We start from the raw sequence: 19268 nt of genomic DNA on the forward strand, positions 1-19268 counted from the left end.
CAGGCGTGGAATGACGGAGTCCCAGCCTTTCTTCGCCGCCGGAAGCGCCTCCGCGCGCATTGCGATGGCGCACCGCGGATTTTCCCCGGACGGGCTGGAGAACTCCATGGCGGCGTTCCGTGCCGCCGTCGAACTCGGCTACCGCTACCTGGAAATGGACGTCCACACCACCGCCGACGGCGTGCTGCTCGTGTTCCACGACCCGTCGCTGGACCGCGTGACGGACGGGCAGGGCCGCATCGCGCGGCTCCCCGCCGGGACGGTGGCACAGGCGCGGATCGGCGGGGTGGAACCCATTCCGCTCTTCGAAGAGCTGGTGCGTGCCTTCCCGGACGTGCGTCTGAACCTGGACATCAAGGACTGGAATTCCGTGCCCAGCCTGGCCGCGGCCATTGAGCAGCACGGCGTCCACGACCAGGTGCTGATTGCGAGCTTCTCGGACCGCCGCCGCCGTGCAGTGGTCAAACGGTTGAGCCGGCCGGTCGCAGGGTCTGCCGGAATCGTGTCCAACGCGCTCTTCACGGTCCTGGGCCCGGTGCTTCCGCCGCCGGTCATCCGCCGGGCGCTGCGGGGCATCCACGCCCTCCAGGTCCCGGTCAGCTACGGGGCCGTCCGGGTGGTGACGCCGCGCTTTGTCCGCCGCGCCCACCGGCACGGCCTTCAGGTCCATGTGTGGACCATCAACGACCCCGCGGAGATGCATCGGCTACTGGACCTTGGCGTCGACGGCATCGTCACGGACCGGGCGGACCTCCTCAAGAAAGTTCTCCAGGACCGGGGGCAGTGGGACTAGCCGCCGCGGTTGGCCGCCCGTTGTGCGTCCAGCACTGCGGCGAACTCGTCGGCAGGGACCGGACGCCCGAAGAAATACCCTTGGGCGCTGACGCACCCGATGCTGGCCAGATGCTGCGCCTGTTCGGCCGTCTCCACCCCTTCCCAGACTGCTTCGAGGCCGCACGCCCGGATCAGCTGGAGGATCGCCGCTATCAGGTCCGGCTGGGCGGGGTCGGTGCCCAGGTCCTTCAGGAGGGACCGGTCCACTTTGACCTTGTCCACCGGAAGCCGGCGAAGGTAGCTGATGGAGGAGTAGCCCGTGCCGAAGTCGTCGATTTCCAGCCCGACGCCCAGCTTCCGCAGGCTGTTCAGGGAGTACCGGTCCAGCTCGTTGCCGCTGACGATCGCCCCCTCGGTCAGTTCAAGGACCAGCAGTTCCGGGCTGAGTTCGGCTCCGGTGAGGGCATCCCGGACCTCTTCGATGAACTCGAGGCGCTGAAGGTCCGCGGCGGCGATATTGATCCGCATGGAGAAGTCGTCTCCCGCGAGCCCCACGGCCCGCCACTCCCGCAATTGTTCGACGGCGGCGCGCAGCACCCAGCCGCCCAGCTCGGAGATGAGGCCGGCATCCTCAGCGAGGGGAATGAATTCATCCGGCATCACCATGCCGCGGGAGGGATGCCGCCAGCGGACCAGCGCCTCTGCGCCCTCGATCCTCCCCGAAGCCAGCTCGACCACGGGCTGGTAGTAGAGCACCAACTCGGACCCGGAAATGGCTGCCCGTAGGTCCTCAAGGAGCTGGCTCCGCAGCTGGCGGGCATGCAGCATCGCCGGCTCGAACACCTTGAGCCTGTTGCGTCCGCCGGCCTTGGAGGCATACATGGCCACGTCAGCTTCCATGAGCAGCTGTTCAGCGCTCTGTCCGGCTCCACCGATGCACAGTCCCATGCTGGCGCCGCACTGGACGGCGTCGTTTTCGAGCTCCACCTGGCTGTCCAGGGCGGCGAGGATGCGGTTACCCACACTCGCGGCGCGGGCGAGGGTGGTGGACGGCATCAGGACGGCGAACTCATCGCCGCCCAGGCGGGCCACCGTGTCCGTGTCTCGGACGGACCCTTGGATGCGCTCACCGACCGCCGCCAGCACCTGGTCCCCGGCGGCGTGGCCCAGGGAGTCGTTGACGCCCTTGAAGGCATCAAGGTCCAGCAGGAGGACGGCGGGCGGCAGGCCGCCGTCCCCGGCCTCCGCGAGGGCGTCGTTGAGGGCGCTGACCAGCGCGGTGCGGTTGGCCAGGCCTGTCAGCGAGTCCGTCAGCGCCATCTTCTGCATTTCGAGATGTGCTTCGTTGAGCAGCCGGGTGCGCAGTTCAACGCGTTGTTCCAGCTCCTGGTACATGATCTGGAGGTCTTCGGCGAGGAGGTTGGTGCCCATGATGATGGCATCCAGCTCATCCCTGGCGGGGGATACTTCGATCCTGGAGTGGAGCTCTCCTGCGGCGAGGCGGACGATTCCGTCCAGCAGCTTGCCAAGGCGCGGATCGCCGTCAGTGAACATGGGCGGTTTCCTTCAACCACTCGAGGGCCTCAGGCTCGGACGTGAAGTATCTGGCCGGCCCGGACTTGAAGTCGCCGCCGAGGATGAAATGCGCCAGGATCCGGTCCACGGGGGTCTGGCCCAGCAGGGCCCAGGCGGCCACTGTGCCGACGTTGCTGAAAACCGCCCTCGCTGCCCTGCTGACGGACGCAACGTCCGTGACATCCATCAGCACGGCCAAGACGGCGCCGGGGTGCGGGGTCTGAAGGCCGGCAGCCAGCAGGCGGGCCGAATGCTCATCGAGGTGCTCGTCCCGGGGGAGCACGATCCGGACGATGTGCTGTTGTATCAATTCAAGCGGCTTAGGCATTCATCCCCCGAACATAGGAGCGGCGCCGTTTGGCCTCCCAGGCACCACCGACCTCCGGAGAGGCTTGGGACTAAAAATACACTGTCCATCCGCGTTCGGAGTGCGCTAGCTTACATCGGCTGCAAAAGCGCGGACCAGGGCGCTCCGTTCGGGGGCGTCCGCGTTATCAAAGAGGGTAGCGGCATCAGCCAGTCTCTGCAGCGCTTCGTCGCGGTCACCATTGGCCAAGAGGGATTTCCCCAGCAGAAATGAGGCCTCGCCAGCCGTTTGGGTGGCCAGGATTTTGGCTTCAGTGCAGAGCGGCCTAAGAATGTCGATGGCGGTGGCCATATCGCCCGTGAGGAAGTGCCAGTGGGCGCGGACGAACGACATTTCCAGGAGGTCGCGGTTGCTGCCGCCCACGACTTCGGTGGCGAGCTCGGCCCGTTCAATGCAACGAAGCGTGGCAGGTTCGGTGAGCTCGGCCTCGAGCCGCATGACCGCTGATGCCCGGTTGAATCTTGCCCAGAGGTCCACGTCCTTGGACGGTGAAAGATTCTCTGCAGCCATATCGTGGTACCGGCCGCCGTCCATCACCCGGCCAGTAAGAAACGCGACGTTTCCTATCACCCAATAGGCCTTGCCAGCCGTGTCCTCCTCTACGAGTTCCGTCATCAGGCCCTCCAGCAGGAGGCACTGCTCCCACGCCTCGTCGAGTCGGCGGCTTTCGGCCAGGGCCGCGATCAGAGCGCGTTGTGCCTGGATGTGGAGATATACGTACTCGGGGTTGCCGGCAACAAGACCGGCGGCGGACCTGGCTGCGGCTACGGCGTCGGGGAGCCGCCCCAGGCCCTGCTGCGACAACGCCATCAGAATAAACGCCCGTGCGCCTAGGACCGGCTCCGCCGTGGAGAGAGGGTGGCTGGACAGATACGTGATCAGTTCCAGGCATTCCTGGATAAGACCCAGGTCCCTTAGGCATTCAGCCTGGAAAAGGGTCATGTTCCACCAGGCGGTCTGATCGCCCTCCAGAAGAGCCAATTCCGCTGCTCTGCGCGCCTCGTCACGAGCTTTGGCGTACTCGCGGCCTTTCCAGCTTTCGCGGGCCTGCAACTCCGCGACCACATGCGGTAACAATTTCCGTGGATTCGGCATATTCCCAATTATCCCCCGGGAAGGATCAGCACCTCACACTTGCGGCTAAGTTTCCCGTTGTTACCGGCTGTCAATTGAGCTTGTGACCGTATACTGACGCTTGTAATGTGTTTGCGCCTAAATTGATTGAAAGGACCGGGGATGAAGAAGATTGCCGCAACATTCTTGCTCACCGGCGTCCTGGCTGTCGCAGGTTTTGCTGCGCCCGCCACGGCCGCTCCCAAGTCGGATACTACCGTCAGCACTTCAAGTAAGGCGCCCACCACGCAGGCACACATCGGCTGGTGGCCGGACTAGTCTAACCGGACTAATCTAACCGCTAACGCTGCCCCCGGATCTCGCATCCGGGGGCAGTCTTTTTAAGGGCCAGAAACGGGCAAATGCACGGTTATGGTGGTGCCCGCACCCAGTTCCGAACTGGCCGTCAAATATCCCCTGTGCGCCTTGATGATGTCGTAGGCAATCGCGAGTCCCAGGCCACTGCCCGGCACGGCAGCGGATGTCGCATTGGAGGCACGGAAAAACCTGGTAAATAGATGCGGGATTTCTTCCTCCGGGATTCCTACGCCCGTGTCGCGCACGTACACATTTACACCGGGCTCCCCGTTTGTCATTGCCTCAGGGCGACAGCTGACAACAATCTGGCCTCCGCGAGGCGTGAATTTGATGGCATTTGAAACAAGATTCGTAAACACCTGTTCCAACTGAACTTCATCGGCGACTAATTCGGCAGGGCTGTCACAGAGTTCCAGGGAGATAGTCACATCCCCCAGTTCCGCGAGTGGACGGAGCGCCACTGTCACGATCTGGAGGGTTTGCCCCAGCTGAACAGGCCCCGGGCGCAGAATGGCGCCATCGTAATCCTGGCGCGAAACCGTGAGCATGTCCTCGATCAAGCGGCGGAGCCGCTCGGAGTTCCGGACGATGATGTCCAGCATTCGGTCCACCTCGGCGGGCACCGGCCCGCCCACACCGTCCTGGATCATGTCCAGGTACGCGGAAATCGACGTCAGCGGCGTCCGCAGCTCATGGTTGACGGTGGCCAGGAAGTCGGTTTTCGCCTGGTCAAGCTGCCGCAGCTGCTTGACCACCTGCTGCTGGGCGCTCATCAGGTGGCTCTGGATGAGGCCGTAAGCCACGTTGCCGGCGACGTGTTGAATCAGCGATATCTCGGTGCGCGTCCAGACCCGCGGCTCCTCCAGCTGGGCAATCCAGATAACGCCGAGCGATGCCTTTCCCTCGCCCACGGGTACGAACGCGGAGGCCCACGGGCCCATGCGCTCGGACCACGCCGCCAGCTCCTGGTCCTCAGGGGCCCACTCGTGGAAACGGTGGTCGTCCACGGCGAGCACTTCGGCGTCCGCCCACAGCCGGTCGGCAACCTTGTGCGCCGAGGACTCTTGAATACCGAGTCCCTCCGGCAGGGCTGCAAGGCCGGGGCGGTGCCACTCGGCAGCGATCCGCGGCACGCGGTCGTCGTCGAACGTGGTGAAGAGGACGCGGTCAGCGCCGAAAGTTTCGCCGAATCCCGTCACCAGGTATTCCGAAATCTGGTGGGGGTCGTGGGTGGCGCGCACGGCGGCGGACACCTCCCGGAGCTTTTCGCGCAGCCGTTCGGCGCTTTGCCGGGCTTCGGAGCGCTGCGCGGCGCGACTGATCAATACGTCCGCCCGGTGAACCAGTTCCGCCGGCGCGGCGGGTTTGGCAATGTAGTCAGCCATACCCAGCATCCGGACGCTGGCCGTCGCGGATTCGTCCGCCAGATCCACCAGAAGAAGCAGCGGCGCATCCACCGGAGGGCCTGCCAGCGAATGATCCGCGACGACAATGCTGGGATGGTGTTCCGCGAGCAGTGCCGCCAGGCTTTCATGGCTTGAGGCCCTGGAAACCTCGAACCCCGCGGCCGCCAGAACCGCGGCCGTAACGGAGAGGCGGCTGCTGTCCGGATCCGCCACGATGGCTGTGCGTGGTACCAGTGAATCCTCCTGTGCCTGAATTACCACACTGCCCCCTTCGGTCCCCGGTTGAGTACATTGTAGGGTGACATCAGTCGCACGCATTCCGTGCGTGCTGGCCCTGGCGGAAGGAAGGCTGGATATGTCCGGAAAACGCGAGGTGGAAACTGAAGCGGACCTGACGCTCGGAGCCGACGGCGTTGTCCGGCTGACGTGGCCACGGGACGCTGTTATCACGGGCCCGGATGCAGAGCGTGCCATGCTCAGGGTCAACGAGTTGTGCGGCGAAGACCGCCATCCCATGCTGGTGAACATGGCCACCACCGCTGATGTGACCCGCGGCGCCCGCGCGGTGTTCGGGCGGCCGTGCCAGGCGTCCCGGATCGCACTGCTGGGTGCGTCACCGGTTGACCGGGTCCTGGCAAATTTCTTCCTGGGGATCAACTCAGTGCCGTGCCCCACGAAGTTCTTCACGTCCGAGCGTGACGCCCTCACCTGGCTTGCCTTGACGTAGTTCCTTCGGCGTTAACGTGGTGCCCCTATATTTGGACAATGCTCGCAGCCCTAAAAAAATACCTGATGGTCCCCAAGCTTGTGCGGTTGTCCGCGGGCGCACCGAAGGACCACCACCTTGCCTGGGACAGGTTCTGGTCCGGCGTGAAAACCACGGGGGCCAGCGGCGACGTTCTGTGGGATTCCGGCAGCGACCACGAGATGCAGGGCTACCTTGGCAGGCTTCGCCTGCACCTGAACCCGGACCTGCCGGTGGTGGACATCGGCTGCGGTAACGGAAGCTTCACCCGGCATCTGGCCCAGCATTTCCCGCATGCGGTGGGCGTGGACGTCTCGGACCACGCAGTCCGGCGTGCCCGCACCGAATCGGACGGGCTGGCCAACATCTCCTACGCCGTCCGTGACATGACTGCTGCCGGTGCCGGCACGTGGCTCGCGGAAGAGCTCCATGCCCTGGGCAGGGGCGGGGGCGGTGCTCCGGGAGCCGGAGCGAACGTCTTCATCCGCGGCGTCCTGCACGTCCTCGGGGAACGTGACCGCTGTGCCCTGGCCGAGAACGTCCGTACCATCACGGGGGTAAACGGCCGCGTCTTCCTCGCCGAAACGGACTTTCGGGGAAACGCGATCGATTACGTGTCGCACCTCGGTGCGACCCTTCGGTCCATCCCCGCGCCCCTCGAAGGAGCCATCCGCGGGCTGCCGATGCCGGGACGCTTCGGCCCCAAAGAGCGGGGCCTGGCGTTCCCGGCCAGCCGGTGGACACTGATCGAAGACGGCCCGGCGACGATCGAGACCATGCCCTTGTCCAACCCCGTCCGCGCCGACCTTATCCCGGGCTATTTTGCGGTGCTGCGGGCGCGAACCCAGGACTAGTTCCTGCCGTCGCTAGCCGCGGCCCATGCTGGTGCCGGGGTCGCCGTCCGCTTCGGACGGATCAGCCCGCAGCTCGCCCGGGTCAGGCTCGGGAAGTCCGCCGGGGCCGGGTGCGCCATGCGCGGATGCGGCGCCCAGGCCGGTATTGCCCACATCCGGGCCTTCGCCCGGTTCCGGGGTTCCGCCGGGTGACGGGATCTGATGCGGATCATCCAGCGGCGGGGCGTCGTCAGGCCTGGTCTGGGGCCGCTCCGGAGTTCCCGGCGGGGTTTCCCCTGGATCCACGGTGTCCGTGGCATTGGAACCCTCACTGATGGAGGAATGAACCCGGATGTCCTCGTTCGGGTTGCCCGGATCCGGCACATGTCCGTCGTCAGTTCTGGGCGCCGTGCCCGCCAGGTCCTCAACGGCGTTCCTGGCAGCCTCTTCGATGCTGTCTCCGATACCCATCGATCTGCTCCTTACTCTTCCATCGACGTTGCCTGTCGGCAGGAACCGATAAGCAGTGCTGCTGACACTTCAGATTTATCAGCATGCTTATGAATAGTCCAGAGCCCGACGGCGGACCGGTGGGTCCGTTTGTAGAAGCTGCCGGTCAGTGACCGCGATGGAAAAGGCCTGCGGCCGAGGCGCCTGCAAGGGTCCGTCAGGTATCAAGTTCCATCATCAGGGCCGGCAGCTCATCGGCAAGCTCCCGGGCCAGGTACCCAAGGCTCCCTAGCCGGCTGGCCAGCCTGTCGCCGGCGGAGGCGTGGAGGTGGGTGCCCCAGCACGTGGCCTGCGCATCCGATGTTCCCCGGGCTCTGAGCCCTGCGATGGCACCGGCCAGGATGTCGCCGCTGCCGGAGGTACCCAGGCCGCCGTATCCGGTGGTGATTTCCCAGAGCTTGATGGTGCCGGTGCCATCGGCGTCCCCGGCGATGACTCCCTGGCAACTCACCACTGCACGGTAGCGCTGGGCGATCTCGGCAACGTCCTGATGCAGGTCCTTGACGTCCCGTCCCAGCAGGATTCCGGACTCGGTGATGTTCGGTGTCAGGATGAGCCGCCCGGCCCACGGACCGAGGTCATCGAGGATCTTTGGCAGGCAGCCCAAAGCGTAGGCATCAAGCACGACGGCGGGCCTGTCGGCGGACTCACCACCGGGGCTGTCGACGTCGGAGCTCCCGGACTCCAGCCGCAACAGCTCCCTCAGGAGGGACTCCGTTTCCCCCATGTCGTCCAGCCCCGGGCCCACCAGGATGGCCGCCGCTTTCTCCAGTTCGTCGGAGAGGGCGGATACCCCGTGCCCCAGGACGGCGCCGTCGTCCGTTTCAGAAAGGCCCACCACCCCTGCCTCCGGCAACGCCACCGCCACCTGAACCGCCGTCGAACCCGCCACCGCCAGGGTGAGCCGGCCCGCGCCGGCGCGCAAGGCGGCGGTGCCGGCCAGGAGTGCGGCGCCCGGAGTTTTGCGTGCACCGCCGATGACCAGCACGGACCCGCGGTCATCCTTGCCGGACCCGCCGCCCGGCAGCGGCCAGCCGCGCAGGAGGGTGGGAGTGACAAGCTCGGCTGCCGGTTTAGGCCGGGTGGACATTGGCGTCTCCCGCGTGTTCGGTCACCGGAACACCTTCACTGACCAGGTGATCGGCCATGTTGAAGCTCTCCAGGATCCAGGGGCCGGTCCCGTCCGGCCGGACGAACCGGGTGAGGGAGGCGTTGAGGACGGTGGACGTCGCGGCAATGTCCAGGACCTCCGGCTCGGTGAGCCCTTCCAGGATGTAGCGGAACAGCAGGATCAGGGCGTCGTGGCACACCAGCACCACCCGGTCAGCGCCCGGCTGGCGTTCAAGGTCAGCCAGCAGGGAGCGAAGGCGAAGCACGACGTCGGCCCAGGACTCGCCGCCTGGCGGCCGGTAGTAGAACTTGCCCAGCCACCGCCTACGCGCCGCTTCCTCCGGAAGCCGGGCTTCCACGCCCGCGGAGGTCAGCATGTCCAGGATGCCCAGTTCCCGGTCGCGAAGCCGTTCGTCGATGAGGATCGCTGCCGGCCAGCCGCCGGTTTTAACGGCGAGTTCGGCCGTCTGGCGGGCTCGGACGTAAGGCGAGGACCACACCGCCGCGGTGCGCTGCTCATCGGGAAAATCAGCGAACAACCGGCCGAGGGCCAGCGACTGGTCCCGTCCGGTGGCCGAAAGCTCCACGTCGGCGTCCCGTGCCGGCACCTCGATGACATGGGCTCCGGACTGTCTGGCCATGGTGGCGGCCACGTTGCCCTCGCTTTCGCCGTGGCGTACCAGCAGAAGCTCGGTCAATCCCGTAGTCATGGAACCCCTTCCTGAAGAGCGTCGGTCATCGGATTGCGGCATTGCTACCCCCTTGGTCCGGGCCCGTTCCCCAGGCCGTCATCGCGCATTCATCGGCTGTCGATAGCTCAGGAAGGCCCACGTTACTACTGCCGGTGCGTCCTTGTCGCGGCATCCAGGGAAGGCTAGGCTGGCCACCCATCGGCTTGCATGTCATTCACTTCCCCGAAGAACGGACGAAAACCATGAGCAGCTACCACCCGGAGCACGACCCCTCGAATCCGGACCGGCCCGGCCGGGACGAATCGGAGAAGGAGGGGCTGGCGTCCAAGGATTCCGGAGCCTCTGCGAACCCTGACCCGCTGGAAGGCAACATCACCGGCCTGGAGCCAGGCGGGGGAGTTCCGCCCGGCGAAACGCCTCCGGCGGAGGACTCGATGAGCGGGGACCAGGGGCACAAGGAATAGCGGAGTCGCCGCCGCGGGCTATCCTCGACGGATGAAGGATGCCGTAGCAACAGAGGTGGAGGCCGGCGGCCTTCGTGGACGGATGTACGTCTCGCGCGCCGTATCCGGTGCCCGGCCGGAGTCCGCGGCGGGGGACCCCGCTGTTGTCCTCATTCACGGCATCGGCGTCTCGCACCGTTACCTTGCCCGGCTGCACCAGGTCCTTGCAAGGACGGTTGAAACGATTTCGATCGACCTCCCCGGCTTCGGCTCCTCGCCGCGCCCCGACCGCCAACTGACGGCCGCGGACCACGGACGGTTCATCCACGACGTGCTGGACAGCGCCGGAGTGGGACCGCGCGTCCTGGTGGGCCATTCCATGGGGGCGCAATTCGTCCTGGAGGCGGCCCTGCAGCGGCCGGACCAGGTACCGCACGCGGTGCTGATGGGACCCGTGGTGGACGTCCGGCACCGCACGGTCCTCCGCCAGATGCTTGCGCTCACCAAGGACGCGCTCCTGTTTGAAACGCCGGGCTCGAACGCCCTGGTCTTCAGCGACTACCTGCGCTGCGGCCCTGGCTGGTACTTCAAGCAGCTGCGCGTCATGATGAACTACCGCACCGAGGATCGGATCCGGGAACTCGGCACGCCCGTCATGATCCTGCGCGGCGCCACTGACCCCATCGCCACAGGCGAATGGTGCCGGATCCTGGCCAGGCGGGCACCGGCGGGCACATTGGCTGAGGTCCCGGGCTGCGGGCACGTGGTCCAGTACACCGGCACGGCGCAGGTGGCCGAGGCCATTAGCAGCTTTGCCGGCCTTCCCGGTTCGGGGGCTCCGGAACAGGCGCTGCGCCGCCGGTAACCAGCCGCAGAACCGCGCCGCCCTGCGGAATCGTTCGTTCCTGCACCGTTCTTTACATTGCAGGTCTTTACACTGCAGGCAAGCGCTTTCCGGCGGATGCTGGCAGGATAGACCCATGCGCATTCTCATCGCTCCGGACAAGTTCAAAGGGTCACTGACCGCTGCCCAGGCAGCCAGCGCCATTGCCGAGGGAGCGCTGCGTGTCTATCCGGATGCCGTGGCCACGCAGTTTCCGGTGGCCGACGGCGGGGAAGGCACCCTCGAAGCCGCCGTCGCCGCCGGCTACGAAGAGCGGCTGAATGCCGTCGTCGGACCCATCCTGGCGCCTATCGGCGCGGCCTGGGCCCTCCGCCAGGACGCCTTTGGCGGTACCACCGCCGTCATCGAAACCGCACAGGCATCCGGGCTGGCGCACATGGAGCCCACGCCGGCGAATGCCCTGCGGGCCCACAGCTACGGCTGCGGCCAGCTGATCGCCGCAGCGTTGGACGCCGGAGCCACGGAAATCGTGCTGGGCGTGGGCGGTTCGGCAATGACCGACGGCGGCAGCGGCGCCTTGCGCGCCCTCGGCCTGAAGCCGCTGGACGCCGCCGGCAACGTGGTTCCCCTGGGCGGCGGTTCCCTGGCGGATGTTGTGGGCGTTGACGTTTCCGGCCTGGACCCCCGGCTGACCGCCGTGAAGTTCCGGATTGCCGTGGACGTCCAGAACCCGCTGTTCGGAAACGAGGGAGCGGCGCACGTCTTCGGCCCGCAGAAGGGGGCCGACGCGGACGCCGTGGAACTGCTGGACGCCGGGCTCCGCAACTGGGCATCCGTTCTCCGGCAGGCCACGGGCCACGACGTCAACGTTCCCGGGGCGGGCGCGGCCGGCGGCTTCCCGGCGTCGTTCCTGGCCTTCAGCGGCGCCACCCTCGAAGGCGGCTTCGCGCTGGTGGCGGGCCTGACTGGCCTCGCCAGCCAGCTGGCTGAAGCCGACCTGGTGATCACCGGCGAGGGTTCCATGGATTCTCAGTCGCTGGAGGGCAAGGCTCCGATTGCCCTGGCGGATGCGGCACGTGAGCGGGGGATCCCGGTCATTGTGGTGGCCGGCCGCATCCTGGTCACGCCGGAGGACCTCGCCAAGCATGGCGTGGTGGCTGCGGCACAGCTGCTGGACGTCGCAGCCAGCCCGGAAGACGCCGTCGCCAATGCTGCGAAGTACCTCGCCTGGGCAACCAGCCAGGTGCTGGAAGGCGCCTGACGGACGCGCCTGACAGAGACGCCCGACGGCGGCCGCTGGCCGCTAGCAGCGCCCGAGGCCGTTAGGCCCCGGTCTCGTAGTGCGGTTCGGCCACCGGCTTGGACTCGGGTGATCCCCGTTCGCGCAGGTAGACGGAGGCGCCCACCAGTACGGCAACGGCCAGGAATTCGCTCTGCCAGTTCTGGAAGGACTCGAACCAGAACCGGCTGGTGGCGAGGTAGCCGAGCAGCGTCACACGCGGCTGTCCGTGGCTTTGCTGTTCCTCGCTGTACTCTTCGCTGCCGCCAATGGCATGGATGGTGAAGGATGCGAGGAACAGCAGCAGGAACATGATGGACAGGGAGTGCTCATAGAGCTTCAGCACAAGTCCGCCGCGGCGAACCGGCCATGGCGTGGCCGCCTTGATTGTTGCGTCCCGCGGGTCCTGGTCCTGCGGCGCGGTGCGGCCCATCGGTTTGGATTCCGAGGAGCCCTTCTGGAAGAGGAAGACCGTCAGGATGACGTACATGCCCATCTGCAGGAACTCCGATTCCCAGTTCTCGAAGGTGGCTTCAAGGAAGGCCCCGGTGCCAAGGTACCCGGCGATGGTCACTGCCGGCTGGCCGTGGGCCGTCTGGTCTTCGCTGTAGTCGCTGGCTCCGCTGATGATCATGCCGCCGAAAAACACTACGAAAAGTCCGATGTTGGCCAGCAGCAGCCCGTGTTCCTTAGCCCACTTCTTCATGGCGCCTCCCGCGGGATTCGATTGGATTATGGCCGGGTTCCGGCCCTTTGGCTAGCCCCTTGACGCCCGCTTGTGGAGCCAGATGGGCACAAAGACGAGCAGCAGGACCATGACTGCGAGGAGGCCTCCGCCTGCGAGGAGTCCGGCCTCCCGTCCGGCGGTCACGTCGAACACCAGTGACGCCGTTCCGGCGCTCAGGAGTGCGACGCCGGCCAGGGCCACTTTGGCTATCCGGTCAGCACTGGAAACGAGGGTCTGCTTCAGCTGCTTTCGGAAGAGCCGGCGGTGCACGCTCACCGGCAGGAGGATGACTGCCGTGATGAGTGCGGCAAGGACCACGTTGCTCAGGTAGAGCCCCACCTGGTAGTCGTCCAGGCTCTCGAAGCGCTCCTGGAAGGGAATGGTCAGCAGGAAGCCTGCGAGGATTTGGACGCCTGTCTGCAGTACCCGGAGTTCCTGGAGCAGCTCTCCCCAGTTGCGGTCCATCTGCTCATTAACGGTCTCGTTCCTGCCGTCGCCAACCACCGCATCGTGTTCTGACATGGGCTCACCTCCAGGCCTGGCGCGCAGCGCGCACAACTGACTCTCAACCTAGGCTTGAAGCCTCTCACTAGCAATACTAAGTTTACTGACTAATTTGTCCAAAACGGTGGACTTGCCCTGTTCGCTGGGATAGTTTCGAAGAGCCGGTCACGCACCGGACGCAGGCAAAACCGAGACATTAGCGAGGTGGAGAATGACCGACAACAAACAGGACCACCAGCCGCAGGACCCCAGGACGGGCTACCACGAGGGGCCGTTCCCGGAACAGGTGCAGGAACAGCCGGGGCTCACGGCGCCCATGGAGCCGAAGCCGGATCATGGCGAGGAAAGCTACGAGGGAAGCAACGCGCTTTCAGGCAAGGCGGCACTCATCACCGGGGGCGACTCCGGCATCGGAAAAGCCGTGGCCATTGCGTTTGCCCGCGAGGGGGCCGACGTCGCCATCTCCTACCTTCCCGAAGAGGAAGCCGACGCCCAGGACACAGCCGCGTGGGTCAGGAAAGCCGGGCAGCGGGCCCTGCTGCTGCCGGGCGACGGACGCAGCGAAGAGTTCAGCACCAGGATTGTGGAGGACGCGCTGGCGGAGTTCGGCCACCTGGAGGTGGTGGTCCTGAATGCGGCCTACCAGAAGAACCGCGACAGCTTTGAGACGCTTCCCACCGAGGAATTCGACCGCGTTTTCAAAACCAACCTCTACTCGCTGCTGTGGACGGCCAGGGCCGCCGTGCCGCACCTCAAAGCAGGGGCATCCATCATCACCACCGCATCGATCCAGGCCTTCAACCCGTCCCCGGGCCTCATCGACTACGCCATGACCAAAGGTGCGCAGGTGGCCTTCACCAAGGCGCTGGCCCAGGAGCTCGGGCCCAAGGGCATCCGGGTTAACGCGGTTGCCCCGGGCCCCATCTGGACGCCCCTGATTCCCGCCACCGAATGGCCGGAGAAGCTGCCGAAATTCGGCCAGGACACTCCGTTGGGCCGGGCAGGTCAGCCCGCGGAGCTTGCGGCCGCCTACGTCCTGCTCGCCTCGGATCACGGGTCCTACATCTCCGGCGCCGTGCTTCCGGTGACAGGTGGCAAGGGCCTCTGATCCCCAGATTTACCAAACAAGTGCGACCAGCAGGAGGTATGACATGACGCAGGAGAACCAGGGAGCGCCCATCGAGGAAGAAGGCGGTTACGGAACGCCCACGGTCGAGCAGGAAATGGGTGGTGCGGACACGAAGAAGTTCGCCCAGCCGCGTGAGGAAGAGGCATTCGACGCGGCGGGCTTGAGCCAGGACAGCCCGGATGGCGAGACCTACCCCGCCGGGGCGCCGGACCTCAGCCAGTTCGGCGCCGAAGACCAAGACAGCGCAGGAGAACCCGGAGCGGGACGCTTCGGAGGGACGGAGGACCAGATGAGCGCGGAAAATGAAAGTGCGGACCCCGGCTTCCAGCCGGACACCACGGGGACAGATGGCGGGGACGCGGCTGTGCCTTCTTCGGAGGCGGAAATGGACGAGTCCAACACCGAGGATCCCGATGCCGGGCGGCCGTTCTCGTCGGAGCCGGGGCAGGACGCGGCCGGGATTCCGGACGGAAGCGGCACCGATTTGCCGGACAGCAAGGCACCCAAAGACCGTGACGACGACACCTTCGACGCCGGGTAGGTCCGGATAATCCAAGGCCGGGTTGAAGGGCGGGCGGGCGGCTTATGAAAGTTGCCCGCCCGCCGTCGGCTATCGACGCTTCTTCGGAGCCCGCTTGGCGGCGTTGATGGCGGCCTTGGCTGCCGGGGGCAGGCCCGCCTGCTCGGTCTCCGGTTCAGCCACGCTCCCGCGGGCCTTCGCGATCGCCGTCATGCCGTGGTAGATGACCAATGCGGCAGCGGATCCCAGGGCGATGCCGGTGAACGTCAGTTCGCCGATGGTCCAGGTGTAGTCGGCGATGCCGATGATCAAGGCCACCGCGGCGGTGGTCAGGTTAACCGGGTTGGAGAAATTGACCTTGTTCTGGACCCAGATCTTGACGCCCAGGACGCCGATCATGCCGTACAGCATGGTGGCCGCACCGCCCAGCACTCCGGCGGGGACGGTGGCGATCAGTTCGCCGAACTTGGGCGAGAAGCTGAGGATGATCGCAAAGACGCCGGCCACCCAGTAGGCGGCCGTCGAGTACACCTTCGTGGCGGCCATGACACCAATGTTCTCGGCGTAGGTGGTGGTTCCCGAACCGCCGCCGAAGCCGGCTAGCACGGTGGCGGCGCCGTCGGCCATCAGGGCGCGGCCGGAGACGCCGTCGAGGTTCTGGCCGGTCATGGCGGAGACGGACTTCACGTGGCCGATGTTCTCGGCCACCAGCACAAGCACCACGGGGACAAAGAGTCCCACAACGCCCAGGTGGAATTCCGGCGTCTGGAACTGCGGCAGGCCCACCCAGGCCGCTGCGTCCATCTTGGAATAGTCCACTTCGCCGCGGATCATGGCCACCAGGTAGCCGACCACCACGCCCACCAGGATGCTGAGGCGGCCCAGAATGCCTTTGAACAGCACGCTGACCAGGATGATGGTGGCCAGGGTGATCACCGCGGTGACGGGGGCGGCATCGAAGTTGTTCTTAGCTGCCGGGGCCAGGTTCAGGCCGATCAGGGCCACAATGGCTCCGGTGACAATGGGCGGCATGAGCCGGTTGATCCAGCCGGCCCCGAATTTCTGCACCACGGCGCCGATGACGGCCAGCCCGGCGCCGGCGAGCACCACTCCGCCCAGTGCGCCGGGAACACCGAACTGCTGCTGCGAGGCCATGATGGGGGCGATGAACGCAAAGCTTGAGCCGAGGTAGCTGGGCACCCGGCCCTGCGTGATCACCAGGAAGAGAAGCGTTCCGATGCCGGAGAAAAACAGTGTGGTGGCCGGCGGCATGCCGGTGATGATGGGCACTAGGAACGTGGCGCCGAACATGGCCACCACGTGCTGCATCCCCACTCCGATGGTCAGCGGCCAGGTAAGGCGTTCACCGGGGGCCACCACCTCGCCGGGGCGGACCGACTTTCCGTTGCCGTGAAGCTTCCATTTGGTACCAAGCATGCTCATGGCCGGGAGCCTTTCAAAGAAGTATGTGTCGGGAGGGGGAAGGAATCTTCCGGAGCAACATTACCGCGCAGGCCGTGCGGCGCGCCCCGGCCGGCAGGGGTACAGGCAGGCACCCGTTGCCGCAGCGTGTGGAACGTCACGCGCAGTCACGGGAAGAGGAACTATTCGCTTGAAGTTGCAACTATGGAAACCAGAACCGCCGGCCGCCTCCGGGTGAGCGGGCCCGTCGAAAGGTATGCAGATGACAATTGCCCATGAAGAAGCAGTGATCGACGCAGCCGCAGTGGACGCGATTTTCGCTGAAGCCCGTACGGCCAACGCCTTCACCGGTGAGGTCACGGATGAGCAGGCCCGCGCCATTTACGAACTGACCAAGTTCGGCCCCACGGCGTTCAACTCCCAGCCGCTGCGCGTGACCTACGTCCGCTCCGATGAAGCCCGCGCACAGCTCGTGGAGACACTCTCGGCGGGTAACCGCGCCAAGACCGCGTCCGCTCCGCTGGTCGCGGTCCTCAGCTACGACACCGCCTGGCAGGATCAGTGGGAGAACTTCCTGCCCGGCTACAACGCCCCCAAGGCCATGTACGATGCGTCGCCGGATCTCGCGGCCAGCACGGGCAACAACAACGCACACCTCCAGGCCGGTTACTTCATCCTGGCGGTCCGTTCCCTCGGTTTCTCCGCAGGCCCCATGACCGGCGCTGACTTCTCCGCCATTGATGCGGCGTTCTTCCCCGCCGGGGACCAGAAGAGCTTCCTGGTGGTCAACATCGGCCAGCCCGGTCCGGACGCCTGGGGCGAAGCAAAGCCGAAGTTCGCTTACGCGGACGTCGTACGCACGGTCTAGTCGTCGTCCGCACGGTCTAGTCGTCGTACGCACCGTCTGACGCTCTCTCACTTAACGCACGTTAATCAGCGACGCTCTCTCACTTACTGAAAGTTAAGCAGCGACGCTCTCTCACTTTCCCAAAGAAAGTGAGAGAGCGTCGCTGCTTTTCCGGCGTTAAGTGAGAGAGCGTTGGGTCAGGCGATAACCCCGTCAACCAGGGCCTTGGCTTCTGCCTGGACCTGCTTGAGGTGCTCGGCGCCCTTGAAGGACTCTGCGTAGATCTTGTAGACGTCCTCGGTGCCGGACGGGCGGGCGGCGAACCACGCATTCTCGGTGACCACCTTCAGGCCGCCGATCGACGCGCCGTTACCCGGAGCCTCGGTGAGCTTGGCCGTGATCGTCTCGCCGGCGAGTTCGGTGGCGGTGACGTCCGACGGCGACAGCTTGCCGAGCGCTGCTTTCTGCTCGCGCGTGGCTGCGGCGTCGATCCGTGCATACACGGGATCGCCGAACTGGTCGGTGAGGCCCTTGTAGAGCTGCGAGGGCGATTTGCCCGTGACGGCTGTGATCTCCGAGGCAAGCAGGGCCAGCAGGATGCCGTCCTTGTCCGTGGTCCAGACGCTGCCGTCCATCTTGTTGAAGGACGCGCCGGCGGATTCCTCGCCGCCGAACGCGCCTTCGCCGGACAGCAGCCCGGGAACGAACCACTTGAAGCCCACGGGAACCTCAACGAGCTTGCGGCCCAGGCTCTCGGCCACGCGGTCGATGATGGAGGAGGACACGAGGGTCTTACCGATCACCGACTCCGGGTTCCATCCGGTGCGGTGGCGGTAAAGGTAATCGATTGCGACGGCGAGGTAGTGGTTCGGGTTCATCAGCCCGCCGTCCGGTGTGACGATGCCGTGGCGGTCAGCGTCGGCGTCGTTGCCCGTGGCGACGTCATAGGCTGCGGACCCGTCCGCACCAACAGACATCCGGTTGATCAGCGAGGCCATGGCGGACGGCGAGGAGCAGTCCATCCGGATCTTCTCGTCCCAGTCCAGGGTCATAAAGGCCCACTGCGGATCAACAGTGGGATTCACCACGGTGAGGTTCAGGTGGTGGCGCTCGCCGATCTCCCCCCAGTAGTCCACTGAAGCACCGCCCATGGGGTCGGCGCCGATCCGGACGCCGGCCTCGCGGATGGCGTTCAGGTCCAGCACGGACGGGAGGTCGTCCACGTAGCTGCTCAGGAAGTCGAACTTCCCGGTTGTCTCGGCTGCCAGGGCATCCGCCACCGGGATGCGCTTGACGCCGCGGAGCCCGTTTTCCAGGAGCTCGTTGGCCCGGTTCGCGATCCAGCCGGTGGCGTCAGTGTCCGCAGGTCCGCCGTGCGGCGGGTTGTATTTGAAGCCGCCGTCACCGGGCGGGTTGTGGCTCGGAGTGACCACGATGCCGTCCGCCTGCGGTGCGCCGGCAGGGGCGTTCCGGTTGTGGGTAAGGATGGCGTGGCTCAACGCGGGCGTCGGCGTGTAGCCGTGGCGGGCGTCGATCAGCACATTCACACCGTTGGCTGCCAGAACTTCGAGCGCGGAATTTTGGGCCGGTTCGCTGAGGCCGTGCGTGTCTTTTGCCATGTACAGCGGGCCGGTGATGCCCTGCCCGGCACGGTATTCCACGATCGCCTGGGTGATGGCCACGATGTGGGGCTCATTGAACGAAGCCTTCAGGCTGGACCCCCGGTGCCCGGAGGTGCCGAACGCAACGCGCTGGCCCGGATCGCTCAGATCGGGGGAAACATCGTAGTACGCATCCAGGAGCGCAGTGAGGTCAACAAGGTCTTGGGGTTGGGCAACTGTGCCCGCGCGGCTAGCCATGGCACCAGCATGCCAGACGACAGCGGGGCACAACACGGTTTGTCCGGAATCCGGTCCCTATGACGCCGAATTTCATCCGGCATTTACCAATTTATTCCCTTTTGCATTTATTGAGGGGCAGTAATTCGCCGCGGAAAAGCGAGTAGTGGGGCCAAAACTACCTATATACCGGCCGTCCGCAGGCTGCTAATTTCTAAACAAATCACGACGGCGGTGCCCTCCGCCGCCGTCAGCGGCGCACGGTATCCAGT

The 19268-nt window shown here is 65.7% G+C and carries 21 protein-coding genes; 10 read left to right on the plus strand and 11 right to left on the minus strand.

Annotated elements, in window-relative coordinates:
• Positions 1-10 precede the first annotated feature (10 nt).
• On the plus strand, positions 11-793 hold the full coding sequence (locus Q8Z05_RS08615) for a glycerophosphodiester phosphodiesterase (protein ID WP_305943054.1): 783 nt from the start codon (positions 11-13) through the stop codon (positions 791-793).
• Here Q8Z05_RS08615 and Q8Z05_RS08620 read toward each other — a convergent pair.
• The 3 genes from Q8Z05_RS08620 to Q8Z05_RS08630 form a co-directional block, all read right to left on the minus strand.
• Positions 790-2328 carry a putative bifunctional diguanylate cyclase/phosphodiesterase gene (locus Q8Z05_RS08620; RefSeq protein ID WP_305943055.1) on the minus strand — a complete coding sequence of 513 codons (1539 nt, stop codon included), beginning with the start codon at positions 2326-2328 and terminating at the stop codon, positions 790-792. The two genes, Q8Z05_RS08615 and Q8Z05_RS08620, sit on opposite strands and share 4 nt — an antisense overlap.
• Positions 2318-2677: a DUF7793 family protein gene (locus Q8Z05_RS08625; protein ID WP_305943056.1), complete on the minus strand. Its 360-nt coding sequence runs from the start codon at positions 2675-2677 to the stop codon at positions 2318-2320. The genes Q8Z05_RS08620 and Q8Z05_RS08625 overlap by 11 nt, the downstream gene beginning before the upstream one ends.
• Positions 2678-2782: 105 nt before the next feature.
• Positions 2783-3658, minus strand: a complete 876-nt coding sequence (locus tag Q8Z05_RS08630; RefSeq protein ID WP_305943057.1) for a hypothetical protein — start codon at positions 3656-3658, stop codon at positions 2783-2785.
• Between the two features lie 294 nt (positions 3659-3952).
• Between Q8Z05_RS08630 and Q8Z05_RS08635 the strand changes: the two genes are divergently transcribed.
• Entirely contained in the window at positions 3953-4108 is a 156-nt protein-coding gene (locus Q8Z05_RS08635; protein WP_156037087.1) for a hypothetical protein, read from the plus strand.
• Positions 4109-4170: 62 nt separating this feature from the next.
• Here Q8Z05_RS08635 and Q8Z05_RS08640 read toward each other — a convergent pair whose 3' ends face one another.
• Complete coding sequence (locus Q8Z05_RS08640; RefSeq protein WP_371745947.1) at positions 4171-5814, minus strand: ATP-binding protein; 1644 nt, start codon at positions 5812-5814, stop codon at positions 4171-4173.
• Positions 5815-5908: 94 nt separating this feature from the next.
• On the opposite strand from Q8Z05_RS08640, the gene Q8Z05_RS08645 reads away from it, so the two are divergent.
• Positions 5909-6280 carry a DUF7793 family protein gene (locus Q8Z05_RS08645; RefSeq protein WP_305943059.1) on the plus strand — a complete coding sequence of 124 codons (372 nt, stop codon included), beginning with the start codon at positions 5909-5911 and terminating at the stop codon, positions 6278-6280.
• 38 nt (positions 6281-6318) lie between these two features.
• Complete coding sequence (locus tag Q8Z05_RS08650) at positions 6319-7152, plus strand: class I SAM-dependent methyltransferase (RefSeq protein ID WP_305943060.1); 834 nt, start codon at positions 6319-6321, stop codon at positions 7150-7152.
• A 12-nt stretch (positions 7153-7164) separates the two neighbouring features.
• Here the strand turns inward: Q8Z05_RS08650 and Q8Z05_RS08655 are convergent, their stop codons facing one another.
• The 3 genes from Q8Z05_RS08655 to Q8Z05_RS08665 all read right to left on the minus strand — a co-directional run bounded on the left by Q8Z05_RS08655 (position 7165) and on the right by Q8Z05_RS08665 (position 9461).
• Positions 7165-7602, minus strand: coding sequence for a hypothetical protein (locus tag Q8Z05_RS08655; protein WP_305943061.1), 438 nt, complete (start codon positions 7600-7602; stop codon positions 7165-7167).
• Between the two features lie 196 nt (positions 7603-7798).
• A complete protein-coding gene (locus tag Q8Z05_RS08660; protein ID WP_305943062.1) occupies positions 7799-8731 on the minus strand; it encodes an ADP-dependent NAD(P)H-hydrate dehydratase in 933 nt (310 codons plus the stop codon).
• Complete coding sequence (locus Q8Z05_RS08665; RefSeq protein WP_305943063.1) at positions 8715-9461, minus strand: histidine phosphatase family protein; 747 nt, start codon at positions 9459-9461, stop codon at positions 8715-8717. Before Q8Z05_RS08665 ends, Q8Z05_RS08660 begins: the two co-directional genes overlap by 17 nt.
• Positions 9462-9685: 224 nt before the next feature.
• Between Q8Z05_RS08665 and Q8Z05_RS08670 the strand changes: the two genes are divergently transcribed.
• The 3 genes from Q8Z05_RS08670 to Q8Z05_RS08680 all read left to right on the plus strand — a co-directional run bounded on the left by Q8Z05_RS08670 (position 9686) and on the right by Q8Z05_RS08680 (position 11991).
• Positions 9686-9907 (plus strand): DUF6480 family protein, encoded by a 222-nt coding sequence (locus Q8Z05_RS08670; RefSeq protein ID WP_305943064.1) that lies wholly within the window; start codon positions 9686-9688, stop codon positions 9905-9907.
• A 31-nt stretch (positions 9908-9938) separates the two neighbouring features.
• On the plus strand, positions 9939-10751 hold the full coding sequence (locus Q8Z05_RS08675; RefSeq protein ID WP_305943065.1) for an alpha/beta fold hydrolase: 813 nt from the start codon (positions 9939-9941) through the stop codon (positions 10749-10751).
• A gap of 115 nt (positions 10752-10866) precedes the next feature.
• Complete coding sequence (locus tag Q8Z05_RS08680; protein WP_305943066.1) at positions 10867-11991, plus strand: glycerate kinase; 1125 nt, start codon at positions 10867-10869, stop codon at positions 11989-11991.
• A gap of 61 nt (positions 11992-12052) precedes the next feature.
• Here the strand turns inward: Q8Z05_RS08680 and Q8Z05_RS08685 are convergent, their stop codons facing one another.
• Together Q8Z05_RS08685 and Q8Z05_RS08690 are read right to left on the minus strand one after the other, a co-directional pair.
• Entirely contained in the window at positions 12053-12715 is a 663-nt protein-coding gene (locus Q8Z05_RS08685) for a DUF6766 family protein (protein ID WP_305943067.1), read from the minus strand.
• Between the two features lie 51 nt (positions 12716-12766).
• Positions 12767-13258 (minus strand): DUF6328 family protein, encoded by a 492-nt coding sequence (locus Q8Z05_RS08690; RefSeq protein WP_305943068.1) that lies wholly within the window; start codon positions 13256-13258, stop codon positions 12767-12769.
• A gap of 193 nt (positions 13259-13451) precedes the next feature.
• Between Q8Z05_RS08690 and Q8Z05_RS08695 the strand changes: the two genes are divergently transcribed.
• Together Q8Z05_RS08695 and Q8Z05_RS08700 are read left to right on the plus strand one after the other, a co-directional pair.
• On the plus strand, positions 13452-14348 hold the full coding sequence (locus tag Q8Z05_RS08695; RefSeq protein WP_305943069.1) for an SDR family oxidoreductase: 897 nt from the start codon (positions 13452-13454) through the stop codon (positions 14346-14348).
• A 43-nt stretch (positions 14349-14391) separates the two neighbouring features.
• Entirely contained in the window at positions 14392-14910 is a 519-nt protein-coding gene (locus Q8Z05_RS08700; protein ID WP_305943070.1) for a hypothetical protein, read from the plus strand.
• 69 nt (positions 14911-14979) lie between these two features.
• Here Q8Z05_RS08700 and Q8Z05_RS08705 read toward each other — a convergent pair whose 3' ends face one another.
• Positions 14980-16332, minus strand: a complete 1353-nt coding sequence (locus tag Q8Z05_RS08705) for a uracil-xanthine permease family protein (RefSeq protein WP_305943071.1) — start codon at positions 16330-16332, stop codon at positions 14980-14982.
• A 241-nt stretch (positions 16333-16573) separates the two neighbouring features.
• On the opposite strand from Q8Z05_RS08705, the gene Q8Z05_RS08710 reads away from it, so the two are divergent.
• Entirely contained in the window at positions 16574-17179 is a 606-nt protein-coding gene (locus Q8Z05_RS08710) for a malonic semialdehyde reductase (protein WP_305943072.1), read from the plus strand.
• A gap of 176 nt (positions 17180-17355) precedes the next feature.
• Here the strand turns inward: Q8Z05_RS08710 and pgm are convergent, their stop codons facing one another.
• Positions 17356-19017: a phosphoglucomutase (alpha-D-glucose-1,6-bisphosphate-dependent) gene (gene pgm / locus Q8Z05_RS08715; RefSeq protein ID WP_305943073.1), complete on the minus strand. Its 1662-nt coding sequence runs from the start codon at positions 19015-19017 to the stop codon at positions 17356-17358.
• Between the last annotated feature and the right edge of the window lie 251 nt (positions 19018-19268).

Origin of the sequence: Arthrobacter oryzae, from assembly GCF_030718995.1 — a bacterium.
GTDB lineage: Bacteria > Actinomycetota > Actinomycetes > Actinomycetales > Micrococcaceae > Arthrobacter > Arthrobacter oryzae_C.